This window comes from Catenuloplanes niger (genome assembly GCF_031458255.1).
In the GTDB taxonomy this organism is placed as follows: Bacteria; Actinomycetota; Actinomycetes; order Mycobacteriales; family Micromonosporaceae; genus Catenuloplanes; species Catenuloplanes niger.
Genome location: NZ_JAVDYC010000001.1, coordinates 2,022,352 through 2,042,164, shown reverse-complemented (window position 1 = coordinate 2,042,164; position 19,813 = coordinate 2,022,352). Strand labels below are relative to the sequence as shown.

The 19,813-nt window shown below is 74.1% G+C and carries 16 protein-coding genes; 9 read left to right on the top strand and 7 right to left on the bottom strand.

Going from position 1 to position 19,813, the window contains the following annotated elements:
• Positions 1-5: 5 nt before the first annotated feature.
• Entirely contained in the window at positions 6-614 is a 609-nt protein-coding gene (rpsD, locus tag J2S44_RS08800) for a 30S ribosomal protein S4 (protein WP_310410576.1), read from the bottom strand.
• Between the two features lie 118 nt (positions 615-732).
• Between rpsD and J2S44_RS08795 the strand changes: the two genes are divergently transcribed.
• Positions 733-1,491 (top strand): DUF2470 domain-containing protein, encoded by a 759-nt coding sequence (locus J2S44_RS08795; RefSeq protein WP_310410574.1) that lies wholly within the window; start codon positions 733-735, stop codon positions 1,489-1,491.
• Here the strand turns inward: J2S44_RS08795 and J2S44_RS08790 are convergent.
• The 4 genes from J2S44_RS08790 to J2S44_RS08775 all read right to left on the bottom strand — a co-directional run bounded on the left by J2S44_RS08790 (position 1,477) and on the right by J2S44_RS08775 (position 9,473).
• Entirely contained in the window at positions 1,477-2,085 is a 609-nt protein-coding gene (locus J2S44_RS08790; RefSeq protein WP_310410573.1) for a TetR/AcrR family transcriptional regulator, read from the bottom strand. The genes J2S44_RS08795 and J2S44_RS08790 overlap by 15 nt on opposite strands.
• Before the next feature lie 111 nt (positions 2,086-2,196).
• Entirely contained in the window at positions 2,197-2,934 is a 738-nt protein-coding gene (locus tag J2S44_RS08785; RefSeq protein ID WP_310410571.1) for an ABC transporter permease, read from the bottom strand.
• Positions 2,931-3,647, bottom strand: coding sequence for an ABC transporter ATP-binding protein (locus J2S44_RS08780; protein ID WP_310410569.1), 717 nt, complete (start codon positions 3,645-3,647; stop codon positions 2,931-2,933). The genes J2S44_RS08785 and J2S44_RS08780 overlap by 4 nt, the downstream gene beginning before the upstream one ends.
• Before the next feature lie 126 nt (positions 3,648-3,773).
• A complete protein-coding gene (locus J2S44_RS08775; RefSeq protein WP_310410567.1) occupies positions 3,774-9,473 on the bottom strand; it encodes a hypothetical protein in 5,700 nt (1,899 codons plus the stop codon).
• A 246-nt stretch (positions 9,474-9,719) separates the two neighbouring features.
• Between J2S44_RS08775 and hisI the strand changes: the two genes are divergently transcribed.
• The 3 genes from hisI to J2S44_RS08760 are packed head-to-tail and all read left to right on the top strand — an operon-like array spanning position 9,720 to position 12,162.
• A complete protein-coding gene (gene hisI / locus J2S44_RS08770; RefSeq protein ID WP_374727819.1) occupies positions 9,720-10,070 on the top strand; it encodes a phosphoribosyl-AMP cyclohydrolase in 351 nt (116 codons plus the stop codon).
• Positions 10,067-11,584, top strand: a complete 1,518-nt coding sequence (locus J2S44_RS08765; protein WP_310410563.1) for an anthranilate synthase component I — start codon at positions 10,067-10,069, stop codon at positions 11,582-11,584. The genes hisI and J2S44_RS08765 overlap by 4 nt, the downstream gene beginning before the upstream one ends.
• The gene (locus J2S44_RS08760) at positions 11,581-12,162 is read left to right on the top strand and encodes a Trp biosynthesis-associated membrane protein (RefSeq protein ID WP_310410561.1); all 582 of its coding nucleotides are present in this window, start codon (positions 11,581-11,583) and stop codon (positions 12,160-12,162) included. The genes J2S44_RS08765 and J2S44_RS08760 overlap by 4 nt, the downstream gene beginning before the upstream one ends.
• A gap of 211 nt (positions 12,163-12,373) precedes the next feature.
• On the opposite strand, the gene J2S44_RS08755 is transcribed toward J2S44_RS08760, so the two are convergent.
• Positions 12,374-12,595, bottom strand: a complete 222-nt coding sequence (locus J2S44_RS08755) for a hypothetical protein (RefSeq protein ID WP_310410559.1) — start codon at positions 12,593-12,595, stop codon at positions 12,374-12,376.
• A 379-nt stretch (positions 12,596-12,974) separates the two neighbouring features.
• Between J2S44_RS08755 and trpC the strand changes: the two genes are divergently transcribed.
• The 5 genes from trpC to J2S44_RS08730 all read left to right on the top strand — a co-directional run bounded on the left by trpC (position 12,975) and on the right by J2S44_RS08730 (position 18,414).
• A complete protein-coding gene (trpC, locus tag J2S44_RS08750) occupies positions 12,975-13,778 on the top strand; it encodes an indole-3-glycerol phosphate synthase TrpC (protein ID WP_306839164.1) in 804 nt (267 codons plus the stop codon).
• Positions 13,775-15,016: a tryptophan synthase subunit beta gene (gene trpB, locus J2S44_RS08745; RefSeq protein ID WP_310410557.1), complete on the top strand. Its 1,242-nt coding sequence runs from the start codon at positions 13,775-13,777 to the stop codon at positions 15,014-15,016. The genes trpC and trpB overlap by 4 nt, the downstream gene beginning before the upstream one ends.
• A complete protein-coding gene (trpA, locus tag J2S44_RS08740) occupies positions 15,013-15,816 on the top strand; it encodes a tryptophan synthase subunit alpha (RefSeq protein WP_310410555.1) in 804 nt (267 codons plus the stop codon). Before trpB ends, trpA begins: the two co-directional genes overlap by 4 nt.
• Before the next feature lie 207 nt (positions 15,817-16,023).
• Positions 16,024-17,112: a prolipoprotein diacylglyceryl transferase gene (gene lgt, locus J2S44_RS08735; protein ID WP_310410551.1), complete on the top strand. Its 1,089-nt coding sequence runs from the start codon at positions 16,024-16,026 to the stop codon at positions 17,110-17,112.
• A 99-nt stretch (positions 17,113-17,211) separates the two neighbouring features.
• Entirely contained in the window at positions 17,212-18,414 is a 1,203-nt protein-coding gene (locus J2S44_RS08730) for an FAD-dependent oxidoreductase (protein WP_310410549.1), read from the top strand.
• 482 nt (positions 18,415-18,896) lie between these two features.
• On the opposite strand, the gene J2S44_RS08725 is transcribed toward J2S44_RS08730, so the two are convergent.
• Positions 18,897-19,583 (bottom strand): GNAT family N-acetyltransferase, encoded by a 687-nt coding sequence (locus tag J2S44_RS08725; RefSeq protein ID WP_310410547.1) that lies wholly within the window; start codon positions 19,581-19,583, stop codon positions 18,897-18,899.
• Positions 19,584-19,813: the final 230 nt, after the last annotated feature.

The window sequence follows — 19,813 nt, the reverse complement described above, 5'->3', positions numbered from 1 at the left end:
CTGGATCAGCGGGCGTAGAACTCGACGACCAGCTGCTCGTCGCAGAGCACCGGGATCTCGGTACGAGTCGGGGTGCGCAGGACGGTGGTCTTGAGCTCGCCCAGCGCGGTCGACAGGTAGGGCGCGGTCGGGCCGTCCACGTGCGCGCCGCTCGCGGCCACCTGGAACGGCGGCTTCACGCGGCTACGCTCGCGCACCTCCACGACCTGGCCCTCCTTGAGCCGGTACGAGGGCCGGTCGACCTTCTTGCCGTCCACGGTGAAGTGCCCGTGGGCGACCAGCTGGCGGGCCTGGTAGATGGTCCGGGCCAGCCCCGCGCGGTGCACGGTGGCGTCCAGACGGCTCTCCAGGATCTGCAGCAGGTTCTCGCCGGTACGGCCCTGCTTGCGGACCGCGTCGTCGAACGCGCGCCGCAGCTGGGTCTCGGAGATGTTGTACTGATGCCGCAGCCGCTGCTTCTCCAGCAGCCGGACCTGGTAGTCCGACGGCTTCTTGCGGGACCGCCCGTGCACGCCCGGCGGGTACGGCCGCTTCTCGAAGTACTTGACGCACTTGCGGGTCAGCGGCATGCCGAGGGCACGGGAAATGCGGACCTTGGGCCTGGTTTGGTTCACGTTCTAGCGCTCCAGAGGTGGTTGTCCGCGGACCCGGGGGCTTGATTGGCTTCCCGGGCCGAGTAAGTTAGCCTTCCCTTACTAAGGCAAGCCTAACGTAAGTCGGAGGGACCAGAACATGCACCCCAGCCCCGCCGAGGTCGCCCGCACGCTGGCCGCCGGTCGGCTCCCCGGCAGCGCGGCGATCGCCTGCCGTCCCGGCCCGCACCCGGTCCGCCACGTCACCGACGGCGCCGGCCGGGTGCTGATGCTCAGCCGCCGCGACGGCACGCTCGCGGAGTCGCTGGCCCCGACGGACGGCGCCGACGACACCGCGATGGTCCTGGACGTCACGGACGTGCCGCCGGTCGCCGGCGCGCCGTCGCTGGGCCGCGCCTGGATCGCGGGCTGGGCCGTCGCGCTCGCCGGCGACGAGGCCCGCGAGGCCGCGATCGAGTTCGCCGCGGTCGACCCGACCGGTGACCTGCTGGACGTGGACGGCGAGTTCGTGCTGCACCGCCTGGACGTGGCCGAGGTCCGGCTGGAGCGCGGCGGCGTCACGCTCGACGTGGACCCGGACGAGTACGCCGAGGCCGAGCCGGACCCGCTGCACGCCATCGAGTGGGACCTGCTCAGCGACCTCGCGGACCACCACGAGCCGGAGATCACCACGTTCCTGAAGGCGCAGCTGGACAAGGCCGGCATGCCGTACGGCGCGCGCGAACCCCGGGTGGTGCGGATGGACCGGTACGGCATGCTGGTCGACATCGGCGCGGCCAAGACCGTCCGGCTCGCCTACGCGCACCCGGTCGCGGACCGCGCGGACCTCTCCCGGCTGCTGCACCCGGTGCTCTGCCCGCGCTGCTCCACCGACTCGGAGGCGTCACACGCCGCTTAGGCTCCTGAGGTCGCCGGTGAGGTAGCGCTGCAGGGTGGGCCCGAGCGTGGCGACGAGCGTCTCGGCCGGTGCCGACGCGATCGGCTCCAGCCTGATCACGTAACGCATCATGATCAGGCCGCCGATCTGGCTGGCCACCAGACCCGACCGGATCGGCGCCTCCGCCGGGTCGATCGCCAGCTCGGTCATCGCGCGGCGCAGCACCTGCGTGGAGATGAACTCGCGGAACAGGCGCGCGGTCCAGTCGTTCGTCATCGCGGACCGGATCAGCGCCACCCCGGCCTTGCCGGCCGGGCCGTCCCACACCCGGAGGATCATCCGGACCATTCGCTCGCCGGCGCCGTCCGGGCCGGCCGCGAGGACCTCGGGCAGCAACTGGCCCGGGTCGATCGGCGACTGCATGGCGGCCAGGAACAGCTGGTCCTTGGTGCCGAAGTAGTGATGCACCAGCGCCGGGTCGACCTCGGCGGCGGACGCGATCGCGCGGATCGAGGCCTTGTCGTAACCCCTGTCGGCGAAGACCGACCGTGCCGCGCCGAGAATCGCCTCCCGGGTGTCCGGGTTGCCCGGCCTGCGCCCGGTCCGTCCCGCCATGTGCTGCGCCCCCTTCGGCCCGATGGTCGGTATCCATCGTGCCAGGGGACCGGCGTGCGTCCCTCAGGGTGTGCGGCGGCGCAGCGTCGTCGCGGCCGGGACCAGTGGCCCTCAGGGGGTGCGGCGGCGCAGTGTCGTCGCGGCCAGCACCAGTGCCAGCAGCGTCGCGACCAGGACCACGGTCACGTCGCGCCACATCGTGCCGGTCGCGTCCGGGTGCGCGCCCACCTCCAGCAGCGCCTCGACCGCGTAGGTCAACGGCAGCGCGTCGCTCACCGCGCCCAGCCAGCCGGCCATGTCGTCGCGCGCCACGAACAGGCCGCAGAGCAGCAGCTGCGGGGCCACCACCACCGGCATGAACTGCACCGCCTGGAACTCGGTGCGGGCGAACGCGCTGCAGAACAGCCCGAGCGCCACGCCCAGCACCGCGTCCGCGACCGCGATCAGCGCCACCAGCGCGGCGCTCCCGGCCGTCTCCAGACCCAGCAGCAGGTACGCCGCGCCGGCGGCCACCGCGGCCTGCACCGCCGCGGCCAGGCCGAACGCGAGACCGTAGCCGAACAGCAGGTCGAGCCGGCCGAGCGGCGTGGTCAGCAGGCGCTCCAGCGTGCCGGACGTGCGCTCACGCAACATCGCGATGCTGGTCACCAGGAACATCACCACGAACGGGAAGATCCCGAGCATGGTCAGCGCGACCCGGTCGAACGCGCGGGGCTGGTCCTGGTACATGAAGTGCAGCAGCGTCAGCAACGCGGTCGGCACGACCACCAGCAACGCCACGGTACGGCGGTCGTGCCGCAGCTGACGCAGGATGCGCCCGGCCGTGGCCAGCGTGATCCGCGGGTTCATGCGCGTGCCCCTTCCCTGATCAGCTCCAGGAACGCCGCCTCCAGGTCGTGCTGGGCGGTGGCGGCGCGGATCGCGTCCGGCGTGTCGTCCGCCACCAGCCGGCCCTCGCGGATCAGCAGCAGCCGGTCGCAGCGGCCGGCCTCGTCCATCACGTGACTGGAGACCAGCAGCGTGGTGCCCCGGCCCGCCATCTCATGAAATGTCGCCCAGAGGTCGGCGCGCAGCACCGGGTCCAGTCCCACGGTCGGCTCGTCCAGCACCAGCAGGTCCGGCCGGCCGACGATCGCGCAGGCCAGCGACGCGCGGTTGCGCTGACCGCCGGAGAGCGTGCCGACCAGCTGCCCCCGCGCACCCGCGAGACCGACCGCGTCCACCGCCTCGTCGGCCTCCGTCGCCGGCCGGCCGTGCAGCGCGGCGAAGTAGCGCGCGTTCTCCCGGACGGTCAGGTCGGTGTAGACGCTCGGCGCCTGCGTCATGTACCCGATCCGGTGGCGCAGCGACGCGCTGCCGGCCGGCTCGCCGAGCACCGTGACCGTGCCGCCGCGCACCACCTGCACGCCGACGATCGCGCGCAGCAGCGTGGTCTTGCCGCTGCCGGACGGACCCAGCAGGCCGGTCACCAGGCCCCGCGGGATCGCGCAGCTCAGCCCGTGCAGCACCCGCCGTCGTCCGCGCTCGACGACGAGGTCCGTGATCGTGATCGCGTCGGTCATGGGCCGGGCCCCTTTCCATGGGGTGGATCCTCAATTCATCGGGTGTTGAAATAACGGTAGCCGAGGCGGCCCCGGAGGGCAACGAAAAGGCGCCCTCCCGACGGGAGGGCGCCTTGCTCACCGCGGTCAGAGCGCGAGGACGCGGTCCAGGAACTCGCGGTAGCGGCGCATCGCGATCCGCATGCTCTCGGTGTCCGGCGTGGCGTTGGTCTTGTGCGGATCCAGGCCCGCCTGCTCCGCCAGCAGCGCGTCCGCCAGGTCGTGCACCGCGTTCGCGCACACGGTCTGCGCCTGCGCCAACGCACCCACCGGGTCGTCCACGAACTGCGCCTTGATCTCGTGCCACTGCTGCCGGAACGGCGCCGCGGCCTCGTCCGTCCACACCGCGATCGGCGTCTCCACCACATCACCGGGCCGCAGCTGCGGCGCGTCGTCCTCGTGGTCGTGGTGGTCGTCGGGGTGGTCGTGGTCCGGTGTCGTGCTGAGCACAGTCACGTCGTCATCCTCGTCATCACGCTCGGGTGCGTTCGTCACGGTCGCCCGATCCTCGGGCGCGCCGGAAAGGTTCGTGTCCGGCGGGGCGGCCGCGGGACCGCTCCGCACGGCCCCGGCCGCGGCGGCCGCCGCGGCCGGGGCCGGAACGGAGTCCGGAGCCGCGGCTGGGGCGGTGGCCGGGATGGCGTCCGGGGCCAGGAGGGCGGCGGTGTCCGGGACGGCGGCCCATCCGGGCTCCTCCGCGGGCGTCCGCGCCCAGCTCGTCCGCCCGGAATACTCCCCGGCGGTGGCCGCCGGAACGTCTCGCAGGTCGTCGTCCGGGCCGGCGGTGTCGTTCGGGCCCGTGGTGTCGTTCGGGCTCCTGGTGTCGTTCGGGGTCGTGGTGTCTTGCCGGCTTTGGGTGCCGACAGGGCTTTTGGTCTCGATCGGGACCGAGGTGGCCGCCGGATCACCGGTGCCGCTGATCTTTGCCGGCGTAGAGGCTTCGATGTCCGGCGTCACCGGGCCGCCAACCGGATCCCGCTGAGCGGCGAAGCCGCCCTCGGCGGCGACGGCGTCCGGGTCCGGGTCTGCAGCGAACGCCGGGACGGTCCGGGAGTGAGCACCGGCTGCCGGCTGAGCAGCGGATGCCTCCGCCTCGGTCACGAGGTCAGCCACGTCATCGCGCGGCTCGGGCGCGGAGAATTCACCGGCTCCGGTCACCGAACCTCGGACGGGCCCCGCGGTGTCCGTCGCGGGACCGCCAGAGGAGTCCGCGACGCTCGTCCCCGGATAGGCGGACTCCGCGATGCCAGTTCCCGGATGGGCGCCGGCTCCCGCGATGCCGGTCACCGATTCGGCGCTGCGGTGCGACGCACCGGGCGCGGACGGGGCACTGAAGTCCGTGATGTCGGTTGCCGCCCGGGTGGCGGGTTTCCCGGTGCCGGGTGTCGGCCGCGCGGCGGATACCGCACCGTCGCCTCCCGCCTGCACGGAGAGTCCAGCGGTGTCGTCCGCCGGTCGCGCGGCGTTCGTTGCGGTGTGATCCGCTGCCTGGGTGACGAGTTCTGTGGTGTCACCTGCTGCCCGGGCGGAGATGACGCTGTCGCCTGCCGCTCGGGCGGAGATCGCGCTGCCGCCGGCCGCTCGGGCAGAAACCGCGCTGTCGTCTGCTGCGCGGGCGGATGGCGTGGTGTCGTCTGCCGCTCGACGGGATAGCGGGCCGTCGTCTGCCGCTCGGACCGCGGATGGTGTGGTCTCGTGTGCCTGCGGGGCGGCGGACTCCCCGGCGCCGGCTGGCGGGTCGACGGCCGATGCGTCGGCCTCGGCGGTGGCCGTGAGCGGATTCTCCTCCGTGTGCTCCGGAGCGGGCTCCCGTCGGCGCGCGATCGCCGCCGGTGTGTAGACGATGCTGCCCGCCTTCCGCGCACCCGAACGGAGGGCGGCGACGGCCGCGCCGATCTCGGCACTTCGCTCGAAGGAGAGGCCCTGCCCGCCCTGTGCCGCGGAGCCCTCCGGCGCCGGCTGGCCCGTGGCGGGGTGCGCGTCGTCCGCATCGGCCCGCGCATTCACGGCGAGATGAGGCACGCCCGGCTCTGCATCATCGGACGGTTCCTGTAGCTCTTCCGGTGCTTCCTCGGGCGTCACACCGGTCCGAACACGGGCGTCAGCGTCGACCCCGACAGCACCGTCCGCGTCGGCCCGCGTACCGCCGTCGGTTTCCGGCCGCATACCGGTGTCGCGATCTGTCCGGATACCGGTATCGCCGTCTGTCCGGTCCTGGGTGGCGGCGTCGACGCGACCTGCGGCGTCGGCGTCCTCCTGCGTACCGGTGTCCTGGCCGGTCAGGGTTCGGGTGGTGGCGTCCGTGGGCACGTGGGCGTCGGTGTCCGGCCGGACACCCGCGTCGTCCGCGCGTGCCCGGTCGCGTTCTGCCGCCGCGGCGGTGTCACCGATCGGCGAGGCCGGGACAGTACCGAACGGCTCCTCGCGGTCCGTGCCGCTCGACGGCGTCGTCTCGACCCTGCCGCCCGACGGGACCGCGGGCAAGCCGGCGGCGGGCGTGTCCGCCTCGCCGTCGACGGACGAGCCACCTCGAGGGATGTCCGCGGAGGGCGAGGCCGGCCCGATTCCGGCGGAAGCAGTCCCCGGACCGCTGGCCGTCGTGACGGTGCCCGCCTCCAGCGAAACGCCGGCGGGCGTGGGCGACCGGTCCTCGTGTTCCCGCGTGGCCGCCGGGCCGCCGGCGGGTGCGGTGGCCCGGTTCTCGTGTCCCGGAGCGCCGGCGGGGCTGGGCGACCGGTCCTCGTGTTCCGGCGTGGCTGCCGGGCCGCCGGCGGGTGCCGCGGCCCGGTGTTCTTCCCCATGCGCGGTCGCCGGAGTGCCGGTGGCTGTGGTCGGCTCGTCTTCGTGTCCCGGTGCGGTCGCCGGGGTGCCGGTGAGGGCGGTCGGCCGGTCGTCGTCTTCCGGGGTGATCGTCGGGATGCTGGCGGGTGCGGTGGCCCGGTCTTCGTGACCCGGTGCGACCGGTGGGACATCGGTGGGGGAGAGCGGCAGTTCGTCGAGTTCCGTGGCCGGGCCTGTTTCGGCAACACCCGCGGCGGGCTCCCGAACGGTCGAGGCCTGCGGGTGTTCGGCTGCGGGCAGCAGGCCACCCGCAGCCCGGAGCGCGTCGGCCGTGGCCTCGGCGGACAGCGAGGTGCCGTTCAGGCCCAGGGCGGCGTCGGACACCGGAACCTGCTCGCCGGTACGCTCCCGCAACGCCTCCATGATGGCCTCGATCACCTCGACCGGGGTCTCGTCCCGCGCGCCGGCGGCCTGGGACGGCAGCGCACCGCCGCCGGTGCGCTGCCGGGGTCGTACCGAGTGCTTACCGGTGACCCGGCCGTCGTCGGACCGGGGCCCCGATGCGCCCTCGTCGACGGTGGCGGGCGGCAGGCCGGCGATGCCGGTCCGTCCGTCCGGAGCGGTGTCGAGGATCGGCTGTTCGTCGGTGCGCGCGTTCCAGCCGGTCGTGGCGTCGCGTGGATCCGGCCCGGTCGCCGGGTCGTCGTCCCGGTCCGGCGGTAGGTCCACGGGCCGCAATCGGGTGGTCGCGACCCACACCGGCGCGGGAGGCGCACTCGCCGGATCCGGTGCCGCCGGATCCGCATTCGCGGTGTGCTCCTCCACCACGGAGCGAGCCGGATCCGTCACGTCATCGGCTGCTGCACCACCGGTCGCCCCGCCGGCGTCGACCGCGGCCGTGCCGGGCCCGGAAACGAGCCTGTCCGCAGCCGGCACCGGCTCGGTGGAGGGTAGCGGCGCGGTCGGTGGTTCAGTCGCGGACGGCCACGCGGAGGCCACCGCTTCGCCGTCGAGCCCGGCCGCTCCCCGAGCGCCGCCAGGAGCCGTCGTCCCGGTGATCGTGGCCTGCGGAGGAATCGGTTGCCAAGTGCGCGGGCGCACACGAGCCGGCGGTTCGGTCCGCACCGCGTCCGTAGTCACGCCGACGTCGGCACCCCCGCCGGCTCCAACGGCTTGACCGCTGCTGGCGACCTCACCGTCGGCCGCGATCCGGTCGTCGCCCTGCTCGGCGTGGCCACCGCCTCCGGCGAAGCCGCCGCTCACCGTGGTGCTGCCGCTCACCGTGGTGCTGCCGCTCACCGTGGTGCTGCCGCTCACCGTGGTGCTGCCGCTCACCGTGGGGCTGCTGCTCACGGCATGGGCGGGGCCGCCGCTCACCGGGGGATTGCCGCTCACGGCATGGGCGGGGCTGCCGCTCACAACGTGCGCAGGATTTCCGCTCGCCGCGGGACTGCCGCCCACGGCGTGAGCAGGGCTGCCGCCCGGCGTGGGATTGCCGCTCACTCGATGGTCACCGCTCCCGGCGGGCTTGCCGCCCGAGCGGTGATCACCCCCCACACTGCGATCTGCGCCGGCGACCGCGGACCCGCCACTCGGCGCCTCACCGCCGCCGTCAGCCGCTGTATCAGTACCAGTAGATGTCGCCTCAGTACCGACACTTTGTGCCGATACATCCGGCCCGACTGTGCCAGGACGTTGTGCTGACACATCGCCAGGCCCCGCGGCGGTGCGGGTATCCGGCGCTGAGTCGTCCGGTGCCGTCCGCGGGGCGAACGGCCAGCCGATGACCTCGGGGGCTTCCTCGACACGCGATGCCCCCGAATGGCCCGGCGCCGGTCCCGACTCCGGCTCGGTCACCGGCGTCCCGCCGCCGAACGGCGCCCACGGGCTGCGCGCGGTGTCCGGGATCGGCGGAACCTCGGGCACGTACGGCCGCCCACTCCACGGGTTCTGCCCGGTCCGCGGTGGCTGCGGGACACCGCCGGCCGGCGTGAGCGGAGCGAACGTGGCATCCTGCTCCACCTCGGGCTCGGCGCCGGTCGCCGGCGCACCCGCCGCACGGGGCGAAAAGCCCTGGCCACCCTGCGCCGGTACGTTCGGTCCGCCGGGTTCACCGGACCGTGCACCCGGCCCGCCCTCCGCCGGCGGCGAGCCGGCCTGCCGCGGAGTGAACGGCCGGACGGCCGGGCGGACTCCCGGCCGGACGCCCGGCGTGATCGGCTGCAGCCCACCGACGTGCCGGCCACCGCCCGACGGCGCGGGCGGCGGCTTCCCGTCCACGTGGTCCCGCGCGCTCAACGGCGAGAACTCGGCCACCGGCGTTCCCGCCGGATCGGCCCCCTGACCTGCCACTCCCGGCCCGGGCGGCGAACCGTCCGCGACTCCCGGCCCGGGCGGCGAACCATCCGCGACTCCCGGCCCGGGCGGCGGACCACCCGCGGACCTCGGCCCCGGCGGGTACCCGCCGGGGCCGGGAGCGCGCGGTACGTCGCCGAGATCGATCGCCTGTGTCGCCTCGGCCTGGCCGGTGCCGAAGTCGAGGCTCGGCCGGTCCGGCTCCGGGTCCCGCGGGTCCGGGCGGTGCGCGGGCGTCGCCCCGGAGGCGTCGGGTTGTGCGTTGGCCGGGTTGAGGCGGGACCAGCCGGCCAGGTCGACCACGGCGGCGCGCTGCTCGCGCGGATCGCCGAAGCGCTCCGTCTCGTACTCGTCGTCGTCCCCGTAGTCGTAGAACCCGTCACCGCGCCCGGCCGTCGGCGGCGGCGCGGCCGGCGGGGCCCACGGGTTGCCCGCGTCGGCCTGCTGCCCGGCGCCGGGGTGGTCGAAGAGCTGCGCCATGTACGGCGGGAGCGGCGCGTCGGACGGCTGGGTGACCTCCGGGCTCTCGCCGGTGTCGGAGAAGAACGCCGCGCTGTCCGCCGCCCGCCGGGGGTGCGGGACCGGTCGCCCGTGCGCCTGCCAGCCGGGAGGGCCGTCGTCGTCGGCCGCGGAGGGGGGCGTCGGGGGCATGGCGTTATCTCCGTCCGCTCGTGAGGTGAGCCGACGGTACCCGGCACACGTCACCGGCACAGCACCCCGGGAGTGCATTTGCCCGGTAAAATGTCTGACTTAATGCGCGGCCGGGCGATTCACCGGGCCCCGCCGATCACGCCGGGACGTGAGCCGTTGTCACGACCGAAGGGCGGGTCGCGGGGCCCGCGGGGCGATGCGAGAGAATCGAGAGCTGTGCCCGACACGACTGATTCCGCACCCCCCATGCTGGACCCGACCATCGCCGAGCGGCTGCGCCGTACCGACGACGGTCTGATCGCCGCCGTGGTGCGTGAGCACGGCACCGGTGAGGTGCTGATGCTGGCCTGGATGGACGACGAGGCGCTGCGGCGGACGCTGACCACCGGGCACGCCACCTACTGGTCGCGCAGCCGCAACGAGTACTGGGTGAAGGGCGAGACGTCCGGCCACCGGCAGTACGTGCGGGCGGCCACGCTGGACTGTGACGGCGACGCGCTGCTGCTCACGGTCGAGCAGGTCGGCCCGGCCTGCCACACCGGCACGCACAGCTGCTTCAGCAACGAGCTGCCGGTGGTCCAGGGGGTGCGCGCATGACCAGCGGTGCGGTGCACCCCGACGAGGCCACGTTCCGCGCGCGGGTCCGTGAGCACCGGGTCGTGCCGGTGACCAGGAAGCTGCTGGCCGACGCGGAGACGCCGGTCGGTGTCTACCGCAAGCTGGCCGGCGGCCCGGGCACGTTCCTGCTGGAGTCCGCGGAGCAGGGCGCGGCGTCGGCCGGCACGGCCTGGTCGCGGTACTCGTTCATCGGTGTGCGCAGCGCTGCCACGCTGACCGAGCGGGACGGCCGCGCGGAGTGGCTCGGCACGCCCCCGGCCGGTGTGCCGGTGACCGGCGAGCCGATGGAGGTGCTGCGCGCCACGGTCGAGGCGCTCACCGGCAGCAACGACGACGGCCCGCCGTTGACCGGCGGCATGGTCGGTTACCTGGCGTACGACGTGATCCGGCGGATCGAGCGGCTGCCCGAGATCGCGGAGAACGACCTGCGGCTGCCGGAGATCGGCATGATGCTGGCGACCGACCTGGTGGTGCTGGACCACTACGAGGGCTCGGCGACGCTGGTGGCGAACGCGATCGTCGGGCCGGACGCCGGCGACGCGGAGGTCGGCGCCGCGTACCACCAGGCGATCGGCCGGCTGGACTCGATGACGACCGCGCTGTCCCGCCCGACGCCGCCGATGGTCTCCACGGTGGAGCGGATCCAGCGCACCGGCCCGCACAGCCGTACGCCGGACGGCGAGTACCAGAAGGCCGTGGCGGTGGCGAAGGAGGCGATCCGGGACGGCGAGTGCTTCCAGATCGTGGTCGCGCAGCGGTTCGAGCGCCCGACGACCGCGGACCCGCTGGACGTCTACCGGGTGCTGCGGACCACGAACCCGAGCCCGTACATGTACCTGCTGCGGTTCGACGACTTCGACATCGTGGGCTCGTCCCCGGAGGCGCACCTCAAGGTCGACGGCCGGCGGGCCATGCTGCACCCCATCGCGGGTACGCGCCCGCGCGGCGCCACCCCGGCCGAGGACGCGAGCCTGGCCGCGGAGCTGCTGGCCGACCCGAAGGAGCGGGCCGAGCACGTGATGCTGGTCGACCTGGGCCGCAACGACCTGGGCCGGGTGTGCCGGCCGGGCACGGTGCAGGTGCCGGAGTTCGCCACGATCGAGCGGTACAGCCACGTCATGCACATCGTCAGCACGGTCACCGGTGAGCTGAGCGAGGACCGGACCGCGTTCGACGCGCTGGCCGCGACGTTCCCGGCCGGCACGCTGTCCGGCGCGCCGAAGGTTCGGGCCATGGAGATCATCGAGGGTCTGGAACCGACCCGGCGCGGCCTGTACGGCGGCACGGTCGGCTACTTCGGCTTCGGCGGCGACATGGACATGGCGATCGCGATCCGGACCGCGCTGCTCCGCGACGGGCACGCCTACGTGGGCGCGGGTGCGGGCATCGTGGCCGACTCGGATCCGGCCGCGGAGGAGCAGGAGACGCGGAACAAGGCCGCGGCCGTGCTCGCCGCGATCGCCGCCGCCGAGACGCTCCGGCCGGCGCGATGACCACCGATCCGGCCGGTCCGGCGACCGGACGCGATCCGGTCGCGTCCGGGCCGGGCGCCGGTGGCCGGCGGGCGTTCACGCTCGCGCTGCTGCTCTGCGTGGCCGGCGCCGGCCTGGCGCTCTACGCGGTGACCCGGGTCTGGCTGGTGGAGGTGACGGAGCGGCCCGCGCCGCTGCCGCCGCGCAGCGCCGACCGTACCGGCTCCGACCTGCTGGTGTGGCTGCAACCACTGGCGGTGGTGGCGCTGGCCGGCGCGGGCGCGCTGATCGCCACCCGCGCGCTGGTCCGGCGCGCGATCGGCGGCCTGGTGGCCGCGCTGGGCCTGGCGATCGCGGCCGGTGCCGCGACCGAGCTGGCCGCGGGCGTCTGGCCGGCGCTGACGTCGCTGGGCGGCGCGGCGGTGGCGGCGGCGGGCGCCTGGACGGTGGCCCGCGGCGCGGACTGGCCGTCGCTCGGCGCCCGTTACGAGCGCCCCGCCGCCGGCCGGTCCGAACCGGCCCCGGCGGTCAACGCCCCGCGCGGCACCCGTCAGGCCTGGGACGCGCTGGACCGCGGCGAGGACCCGACGGACGAGTAGCGCAGAGACGACGAGTAGCGCACAAACGACTAGTAACGCAGGAACGACGAGTAGATCAAGAACGAGGAGCAGAAGCCCGAAAGCCGCCTTCCCGCTTCCGGCGTGGTCGCGTTCCGAGTGCTCCCGCGGGCACCGGTCGGCCGCGGGCGGCCTCCCTGCACGTTCCGCGTGGGGTCACCACGAGCGCGTGACCCACGCGGTCGAGGTCTGCCTAGCGGCGGGTGGCGGTGAGCGCGGCCACCCGGCGGCGCATCTCGTCACGCTGGCGGGCCCGGGCACGGTCGGCGAGCACCGCCTCCCAGGCGTTGCCGCTGGCGGTGCGCACCCGGGTCGGGCCGACGACCACCCGCTCCACGTTCTGCGCGAGGTCGGCGGCGACGGAGCAGACGGTGCGCGTCATGTGAACGAGTCCGTTGGCGCGTTCGGAAGTCATCGGCTAACCCCACACGGTCGATCGCTCGGCTGGCGGGCGCGGGCGCCCGGGACAAGTGTGCCCGGCTCCCATGCTGCCCGAGGTGTGTTTCCGGTCAATGACCGTAGGGCTAACGGTCCACCTCACGCAAAGTGATCATCGCCTGCGCGGGTGGCGACGACGACGCTGGTGAATCCGGTGCGCCGGACGAAACCGGGCACCGACCGTCACCCGGCACTCACGACCGGTCCGGCATTATGCCGGAGCCCATACGGTGAGGCGCGCCATACCCCGGACATGGCCTGCGGTGCGGCGAGACCTAGCATCGGCCCATGACACCCGGAGAGGGGAGTCCTTGGTGACAGCTGAGCATGGTAATGCGAACAACAGCGGCGGCAGCGTGCTCGACGAGATCCTGGCCGGTGTGCGCGAGGACGTCGAGACCCGTCAGCAGCAGGTTCCGCTGGAGCGTCTGAGAGAGATGTGCGCCGAGGTGGCGCCGCCGATCGACGCGTACGCCGCGCTGCGCAAGCCCGGGGTCGGCGTGATCGCCGAGGTCAAGCGCGCGTCCCCGTCGAAGGGGCCGCTCGCGGAGATCCCCGACCCGGCGGTGCTCGCGAGTGACTACGCGGCGGGCGGTGCGCGGGTGATCAGCGTGCTGACCGAGGGCCGCTGGTTCGGCGGCTCGCTGGCCGACCTCGACTCCGTGCGCGCGGCCGTGGACGTGCCGATCCTGCGCAAGGACTTCGTGGTCTCCAGCTATCAGGTGCACGAGGCGCGGGCGCACGGCGCCGACCTGGTGCTGCTGATCGTCGCGGCGCTGGAGCAGAACGCGCTGGTCGGCCTGCTGGAGCGGATCGAGTCGCTGGGCATGACCGCGCTGGTCGAGGTGCACGACGAGGACGAGACGGACCGCGCGCTGGAGGCCGGCGCGAAGGTGATCGGCGTGAACGCGCGCAACCTGCGCACGCTCGAGGTCGACCGGACCGTGTTCGAGCGGATCGCGCCCGGCCTGCCGAACGAGGTCGTCAAGATCGCCGAGTCCGGGGTGCGCGGACCGCACGACCTGATCCGGTACGCGTCCGCCGGTGCCGACGCGGTGCTGGTCGGCGAGGGCCTGGTGACCCAGAGCAGCCCGCGGGACGCGGTGGCCGCGCTGGTCAACGCCGGCAACCACCCGGCGACCCCGAGGCCGGCCCGATGAGCGCCCCGGTCCTGCCCGACCTCGCCGGCCACTTCGGGCGGTTCGGCGGCCGGTTCGTCCCGGAGGCGCTGATCGCGGCGCTGGACGAGCTGGACGCGGCGTACCGGTCCGCGAAGACCGACCCGGAGTTCCAGGCCGAGTTCGGTGGCCTGCTGCGTGACTACGCGGGCACGCCGTCGCTGCTCTACTCCGCGCGGCGGCTGTCCGAACGGCTGGGCGCGCGGATCCTGCTCAAGCGCGAGGACCTGAACCACACCGGCGCGCACAAGGTGCGCAACGTGCTCGGTCAGGCGCTGCTCGCGAAGCGGATGGGCAAGCAACGGGTGATCGCGGAGACCGGCGCCGGCCAGCACGGCGTCGCCTCGGCCACCGCGGCCGCGCTGCTCGACCTCGAGTGCGTGGTCTACATGGGCGAGGTCGACACCGAGCGGCAGGCGCTGAACGTGGCCCGCATGCGCATGCTCGGCGCCACGGTCGTGCCGGTCACGAACGGCTCGCGCACGCTCAAGGACGCGCTGAACGAGGCGCTGCGCGACTGGGTGGCCAGCGTGCAGACCACGCACTACCTGCTCGGCACCGCGGCCGGCCCGGCCCCGTTCCCGGAGATCGTCCGCGACTTCGTCGGCGGGATCGGCACCGAGGCGCGGGCGCAGTGCCTGGAACTGACCGGCGCCCTGCCGGACGCGGTCACCGCGTGCGTGGGCGGCGGGTCGAACGCGATCGGCATCTTCCACGCGTTCGTCCCGGACGAGGGAGTGCGGCTCTACGGCTTCGAGGCCGGCGGCGACGGCATGGAGACCGGGCGGCACGCCGCCTCGATCACCGGCGGCTCGACCGGTGTGCTGCACGGCGCCCGCACCTACATCCTGCAGGACGAGGACGGGCAGACCGTCGAGTCGCACTCGATCTCGGCCGGCCTGGACTACCCGGGCGTCGGGCCGGAGCACTCGTGGCTGCACGACACCGGCCGCGCGTCGTACACGCCGGTCACCGACCGCGAGGCGATGGACGCGTTCCAGCTGCTCTGCCGCACCGAGGGGATCATCCCGGCGATCGAGAGCGCGCATGCGCTCGCGGGCGCAGCCAAGATCATCCCGGCGCTGCGCGAGGAGCTCGGCCGCGAGCCGGTCGTGCTCGTCAACCTGTCCGGGCGCGGTGACAAGGACGTGCACACCGCCGGGGCGTACTTCGGCATCCTGGACCAGAACGAGACGATCGTCCCGGAGGAGAACCTGTGAGCCTCAGCGGCGCGTTCGACAAGGCGCGGGCCGAGGGCCGACCGCTGATCGTCGGCTGCATGCCGGCCGGGTTCCCCACGGTGGACGAGAGCGTCGCGTCGATGGTCGCGATGGTCGAGTCCGGCATCGACGTGATCGAGGTCGAGCTGCCCTACTCCGACCCGGTGATGGACGGCCCGGTCATCCAGAAGGCCAGCGACATCGCGCTGGCGAACGGCGTGCGGACGAAGGACACCTTCAAGATCATCGAGGCGGTCGCGCGGACCGGCGCCACGGTGGTCCTGATGACCTACTGGAACCCGGTCGAGCGGTACGGCGTGGACGCGTTCGCCCGCGACCTGTCCGCGGCCGGCGCGACCGGGATGATCACGCCGGACCTGATCCCGGACGAGGCCGACGAGTGGCTGGCCGCGTCCGACGCGTACCGGCTGGACCGCACGTTCCTGGTCTCGCCGTCGTCGACCGACGCGCGGATCGCGATGACGCTGAAGGCCTGCCGCGGCTGGGTCTACGCCACCGCGCTGATGGGTGTCACCGGCGCCCGCGACGTGGTCTCCTCGGAGGCGTCGGACCTGGTCCGACGCATCCGGGCGATCGACGCGGAGATCCCGGTCGGGGTCGGCCTCGGCGTGCGCGACGGCAAGCAGGCGGCCGAGGTCGGTGCCTACGCGGACGCGGTCATCGTGGGCAGCGCGCTCATCCGCCGCGTGCTGGAGGCGCCGGACCGGGCGGCCGGCCTGACCGCGCTGCGCGAGCTGGGCGCCGATCTCGCGACCGGGGCCCGGTCCGTCACCCGCTGACCGGGGACCGCCCAAACACGCAAAGCGCCCACCGGGTGCGGCGCGCGCCACCGTCGACGGCGGCACCCGGCCGGACACGCTCCCCGTTCGGCCGGACGCCGCCGTCCACCGGAGCGGCGCCGCACCGGTGGAGCGGAGCGACGACCAGGAAAAGCCGCACGGCCCGGGGCTACGCGTGGCGACGGCGCACCGGTAGCGTGTGGAACCGTGATTTCCGCTATCCCGAGCCCCAGCGTCGCGGTCTGGCACGTCGCGGGCTTCCCGATCCGGGCATACGCACTCTGCATCGTCGCCGGCATCGTCGCCGCCGTGCTCATCACGGAGTACCGTCTGCGCCGTCGCGGCGCGGCGCCGTGGGTGACGCTGGACATCGCGGTCTGGGCGGTGCCGGCCGGCATCATCGGTGCCCGCGTCTACCACGTCATCACGTCCCCGCAGGCATACTTCGGCGAGGGCGGCGAACCGATCCGGGCGCTCTACGTGTGGGAGGGCGGCCTCGGCATCTGGGGCGCCATCCTCGGCGGCGCGCTCGGTGCCTGGTTCGCCTGCCGGCAGTACGGCATCCCGCTGACCGTGCTCGCGGACGCGCTCGCGCCCGGCCTGCCGGTGGCGCAGGCGCTCGGCCGGCTCGGCAACTGGTGGAACAACGAGCTCTACGGCGGCCTGACCACGCTGCCCTGGGGCCTGGAGATCCACAAGATGGACGACGAGAACCCGGGCCGCGCGCTGCTCGACGGCGACGGCAACCCGATCCTGGAACCCGGCCTCTACCACCCGACGTTCCTCTACGAGCTGGTCTGGAACCTCGGCGTCGCGGGCGTGGTGCTCGCGCTGGACCGGAAGTTCAAGTTCGGCCGCGGCCGGGCGTTCGCGCTCTACGCGATGGGCTACACGCTCGGCCGGTTCTGGATCGAGATGATGCGCACCGACCCGGCGAACGCGTTCTTCGGCATCCGGCTCAACGTGTTCACCTCGGTGGTCGTGTTCGTCGGCGCGCTGATCTACTTCCTCCGGGCCCGCGGCCCGCGCGAGTTCCTGATCCCGGTGCTGCCGGAGACGGTGCCGCCGGCCGGGAGCGAGCCGGCCGACGGCGACACCGCGCCGGCCAAGCAGGTCATGCCGTCCAGCTATCACGTGGTGACCGAGGAACAGTTCACGGCGTACCGGGAGACCGGTGTCGTCCCGGACGTCGCCGACCCGGAACCGCGGCCGGCGGCGGACGGCCCCGTCGACACGGTGGCGGACAGCGACGTCGACGCGGCACCGGCCGCGCCCGGCGGCGACGACAAGAAGTAGCGGCGATGAGCCGTTTTCAACCCGGCCGGTGGTACGCCACCGGTCCACGATCCGGTGGCGCGGGTTGAAACGAGCTCGGATCGGTGAGAGGGGCCTGTGATGCGCACGGCGATCGTGGTGGGTGCGGGGATCGGCGGTCTCGCCGCGGCGGGCGCCCTCGCACGAGCCGGCTGGCAGGTCACCGTCCTGGAGCGGGGTGATCGCGTCCCGGTCGACCGGGCCGCGCTGATCCTCTGGCCGAACGGCGTGCGTGCGCTGCGCGCGCTCGGCCTGGGCGACGGGCTGCACGCGATCGCCACGCCGCTGCGCGACCGGGGCGTGCGGCGGCCGGACGGGCAGTTGCTCGTCCAGCCGCGCCAGCCCGGCCCGGACGCGCAGCCGCCGGTCGTGGTGCACCGCGAGGACCTGCACGACGCGCTGATCGCCGGGCTCGGCGACGGCGTGGAGATCCGCACCGGCGTGCCGATCGACACGGTCCGGCTGCACACCGGCGACCGGCCGTCCGTCGGGCACGGCCGGTCGCGTCACGAGGCCGACCTGATCGTGGCCGCGGACGGCATCGACAGCGTGCTGCGCAAGCACCTGGCGCCGGAGGCGTCCGTGGTCAGCTCCGGCTGCGCCGCCTGGCGCGCGGTCATCCCCTGGTACCGCGCGCCCCGGCTGCCCGACGACATGTCACCGAACGGCGAGACGCTCGGCGCCGGCTACCGGTTCGTGGCGGTGTCGCTCGGCGAGCGCGGCTCGGCCGGCGGTTCCAGCCGGGGCGGCATCTACTGGGTCGCCACCGCGGCCGGCGCGCCCCGCCCGGAGTCGCCCGCGGTCCAGCTGCACCTGCTGCGCCGCTGGCTGGCCGACTGGCACGCGCCGGTCGGCGAGCTGCTCGCGGCCACCGAGCCGGAGGACCTGATCCAGCAGGAGGTACGGGAGCTGCGCCCGCTGCCCCGGCAGTACGGCTTCGGCTCCGGCCCCGGCGGCGTGGTGCTGCTCGGCGACGCCGCGCACGCGATGCCGCACCACCTCGGGCAGGGCGCGTGCCTGGCGTTCGAGGACGCGGCGACGCTGCGGTCGGTGATGGCCGAGGCGGTGCCGGGCCGCACGCTGACCACCGCGATCGAGCAGTACAGCCGCGCCCGCCGCCCGCGCACCGCGACGATCGTGCGCCAGACCCGCCGGATGTCCGCGGTCATCCAGGCCCGCGGCCGTCTCGCGCTCCGCGCCCGCGACGCCGCGCTCGGCACGATCACCCCGCGCCTGCTCGGCAGCGTCGCCACCACCGCGGGCGAATGGAACCCGCCCGTCTAGCGCACGCCTCGACGGTCCGCCGCGCACGAACGACGCTCGGCCACCGCCGCGCCCCGCCACCGGTCCGTCCGGCTGCCGCCGGTCTGTCCGCCCGCCGTCGGTCTGTCCGCGCCTCGCCGCCGATTTGTCCGCCTGCGGCGGTCTGTGCGCACGTGGCGGGATCCGTGCAGCCGCAGCGGGATCCGGGTGCCCGCGGATCCGTGCGCGGTGACCGGCCCGTGCGCCGGCGACCGAGCCGTGCCCGCGGCCGGGTGGTGCGCGGCGGCGGGTGACGCGGGGCTGGTGTCGCGACCACCCGCTGACTGACAGGGAGGAGCGCCAGCGACGACCGGTGCCCGCGGGAGCACTCGGAACGCGACCACGCCGGAAGCGGGAACAGAGATCTCGCGGGTCTGATCGTGTCGCGGCGCGGCCTCGGGACGCCTGTGGTCTCGGAGCGCCGGTGGTCTCAGGGCGCCGGTGGTCTCAGGGCGCCTGTGATCTCAGGGTGCCTGTGGCGCCGGGACCGCCGCCGGTTCGGCGATGCAGGCCGTGCCGACCCGGCGGAAGCCGAGGCGGGCGTACATGGCGGCGACGTCGTCCGACGCGGCGGACAGGAAGACCAGGCCGGTGCCGGCGTCGAGCGCGTGCCGGGCCAGCGCGGCCGTGACCGCGCGGGCCACCCCGCGGCGGCGGGCGGCCGGCAGCGTGGCCACGCCGACGATCTCCGCGACGTCGTCCGCTCGCTGATACATGCCGCTGCCGACCACGCCGCTGACTTCCGGGTCAGTGGGATTCTTCACCTCGGCCAGCGCGGACGCGGCCTGTCCCGTCTCGGCGCGGCGCCGGTGCAGCGCCAGCGATCCGGCGGACAGCGGTGTCAGCGCCGCGTCCCGCGCGGACGCGCCGGCCGGGCCGGCCGCGGTGCCCGCGTGCCCGAACGAGACCGCCGCGACCGCGCCGCGGATCGCGACGTCGTGCGCGAACGACGCGTCCTCCGGCGCCATTAACCGCACCGAAATGAATTCGTCATCGGTGATGGCCGGCATCGCATCCGGGTCGAGCACCATCAGCGGTGCCTCCAGCACGTCCAGCCCGGCCGACCGGGCCACGGCCAGCAGATCCGGGCTGGTCTCGTGCACCCACTCGAACGCCTCCGGCGCGCCGATGTCCCGCTGGCGCCGCCGCACGGCGGTAATGTCTGCGGCGGACGGCGTTTTCCCCGCCCGCAATGCTGGCCGGGCATAAAGCGGGTACGCGTCGTTACTGCCAATGAAGAGCACCAATGCGCCAAAGTCTTCGGCCCGGGCGGCGAATCGCGGCACCCCGTCGTAGAAGCGTTCCAGGCGGGCGAAGAGGGCGGCGTCGACCTGAGGCATCGAGGGATCGTACATGTCTCAGATCGTGGACGTGTGATCTA

What these genes read in the sequence shown, in the direction of transcription:
- J2S44_RS08795 (WP_310410574.1), top strand. Translation starts at nt 733, where the DNA reads ATGCACCCCAGCCCCGCCGAGGTCGCCCGCACGCTGGCCGCCGGTCGG.
- J2S44_RS08790 (WP_310410573.1), bottom strand. Translation starts at nt 2,085, where the DNA reads ATGGCGGGACGGACCGGGCGCAGGCCGGGCAACCCGGACACCCGGGAG.
- J2S44_RS08785 (WP_310410571.1), bottom strand. Translation starts at nt 2,934, where the DNA reads ATGAACCCGCGGATCACGCTGGCCACGGCCGGGCGCATCCTGCGTCAG.
- J2S44_RS08780 (WP_310410569.1), bottom strand. Translation starts at nt 3,647, where the DNA reads ATGACCGACGCGATCACGATCACGGACCTCGTCGTCGAGCGCGGACGA.
- J2S44_RS08775 (WP_310410567.1), bottom strand. Translation starts at nt 9,473, where the DNA reads ATGCCCCCGACGCCCCCCTCCGCGGCCGACGACGACGGCCCTCCCGGC.
- hisI (WP_374727819.1), top strand. Translation starts at nt 9,720, where the DNA reads ATGCTGGACCCGACCATCGCCGAGCGGCTGCGCCGTACCGACGACGGT.
- J2S44_RS08765 (WP_310410563.1), top strand. Translation starts at nt 10,067, where the DNA reads ATGACCAGCGGTGCGGTGCACCCCGACGAGGCCACGTTCCGCGCGCGG.
- J2S44_RS08760 (WP_310410561.1), top strand. Translation starts at nt 11,581, where the DNA reads ATGACCACCGATCCGGCCGGTCCGGCGACCGGACGCGATCCGGTCGCG.
- J2S44_RS08755 (WP_310410559.1), bottom strand. Translation starts at nt 12,595, where the DNA reads ATGACTTCCGAACGCGCCAACGGACTCGTTCACATGACGCGCACCGTC.
- trpB (WP_310410557.1), top strand. Translation starts at nt 13,775, where the DNA reads ATGAGCGCCCCGGTCCTGCCCGACCTCGCCGGCCACTTCGGGCGGTTC.
- J2S44_RS08730 (WP_310410549.1), top strand. Translation starts at nt 17,212, where the DNA reads ATGCGCACGGCGATCGTGGTGGGTGCGGGGATCGGCGGTCTCGCCGCG.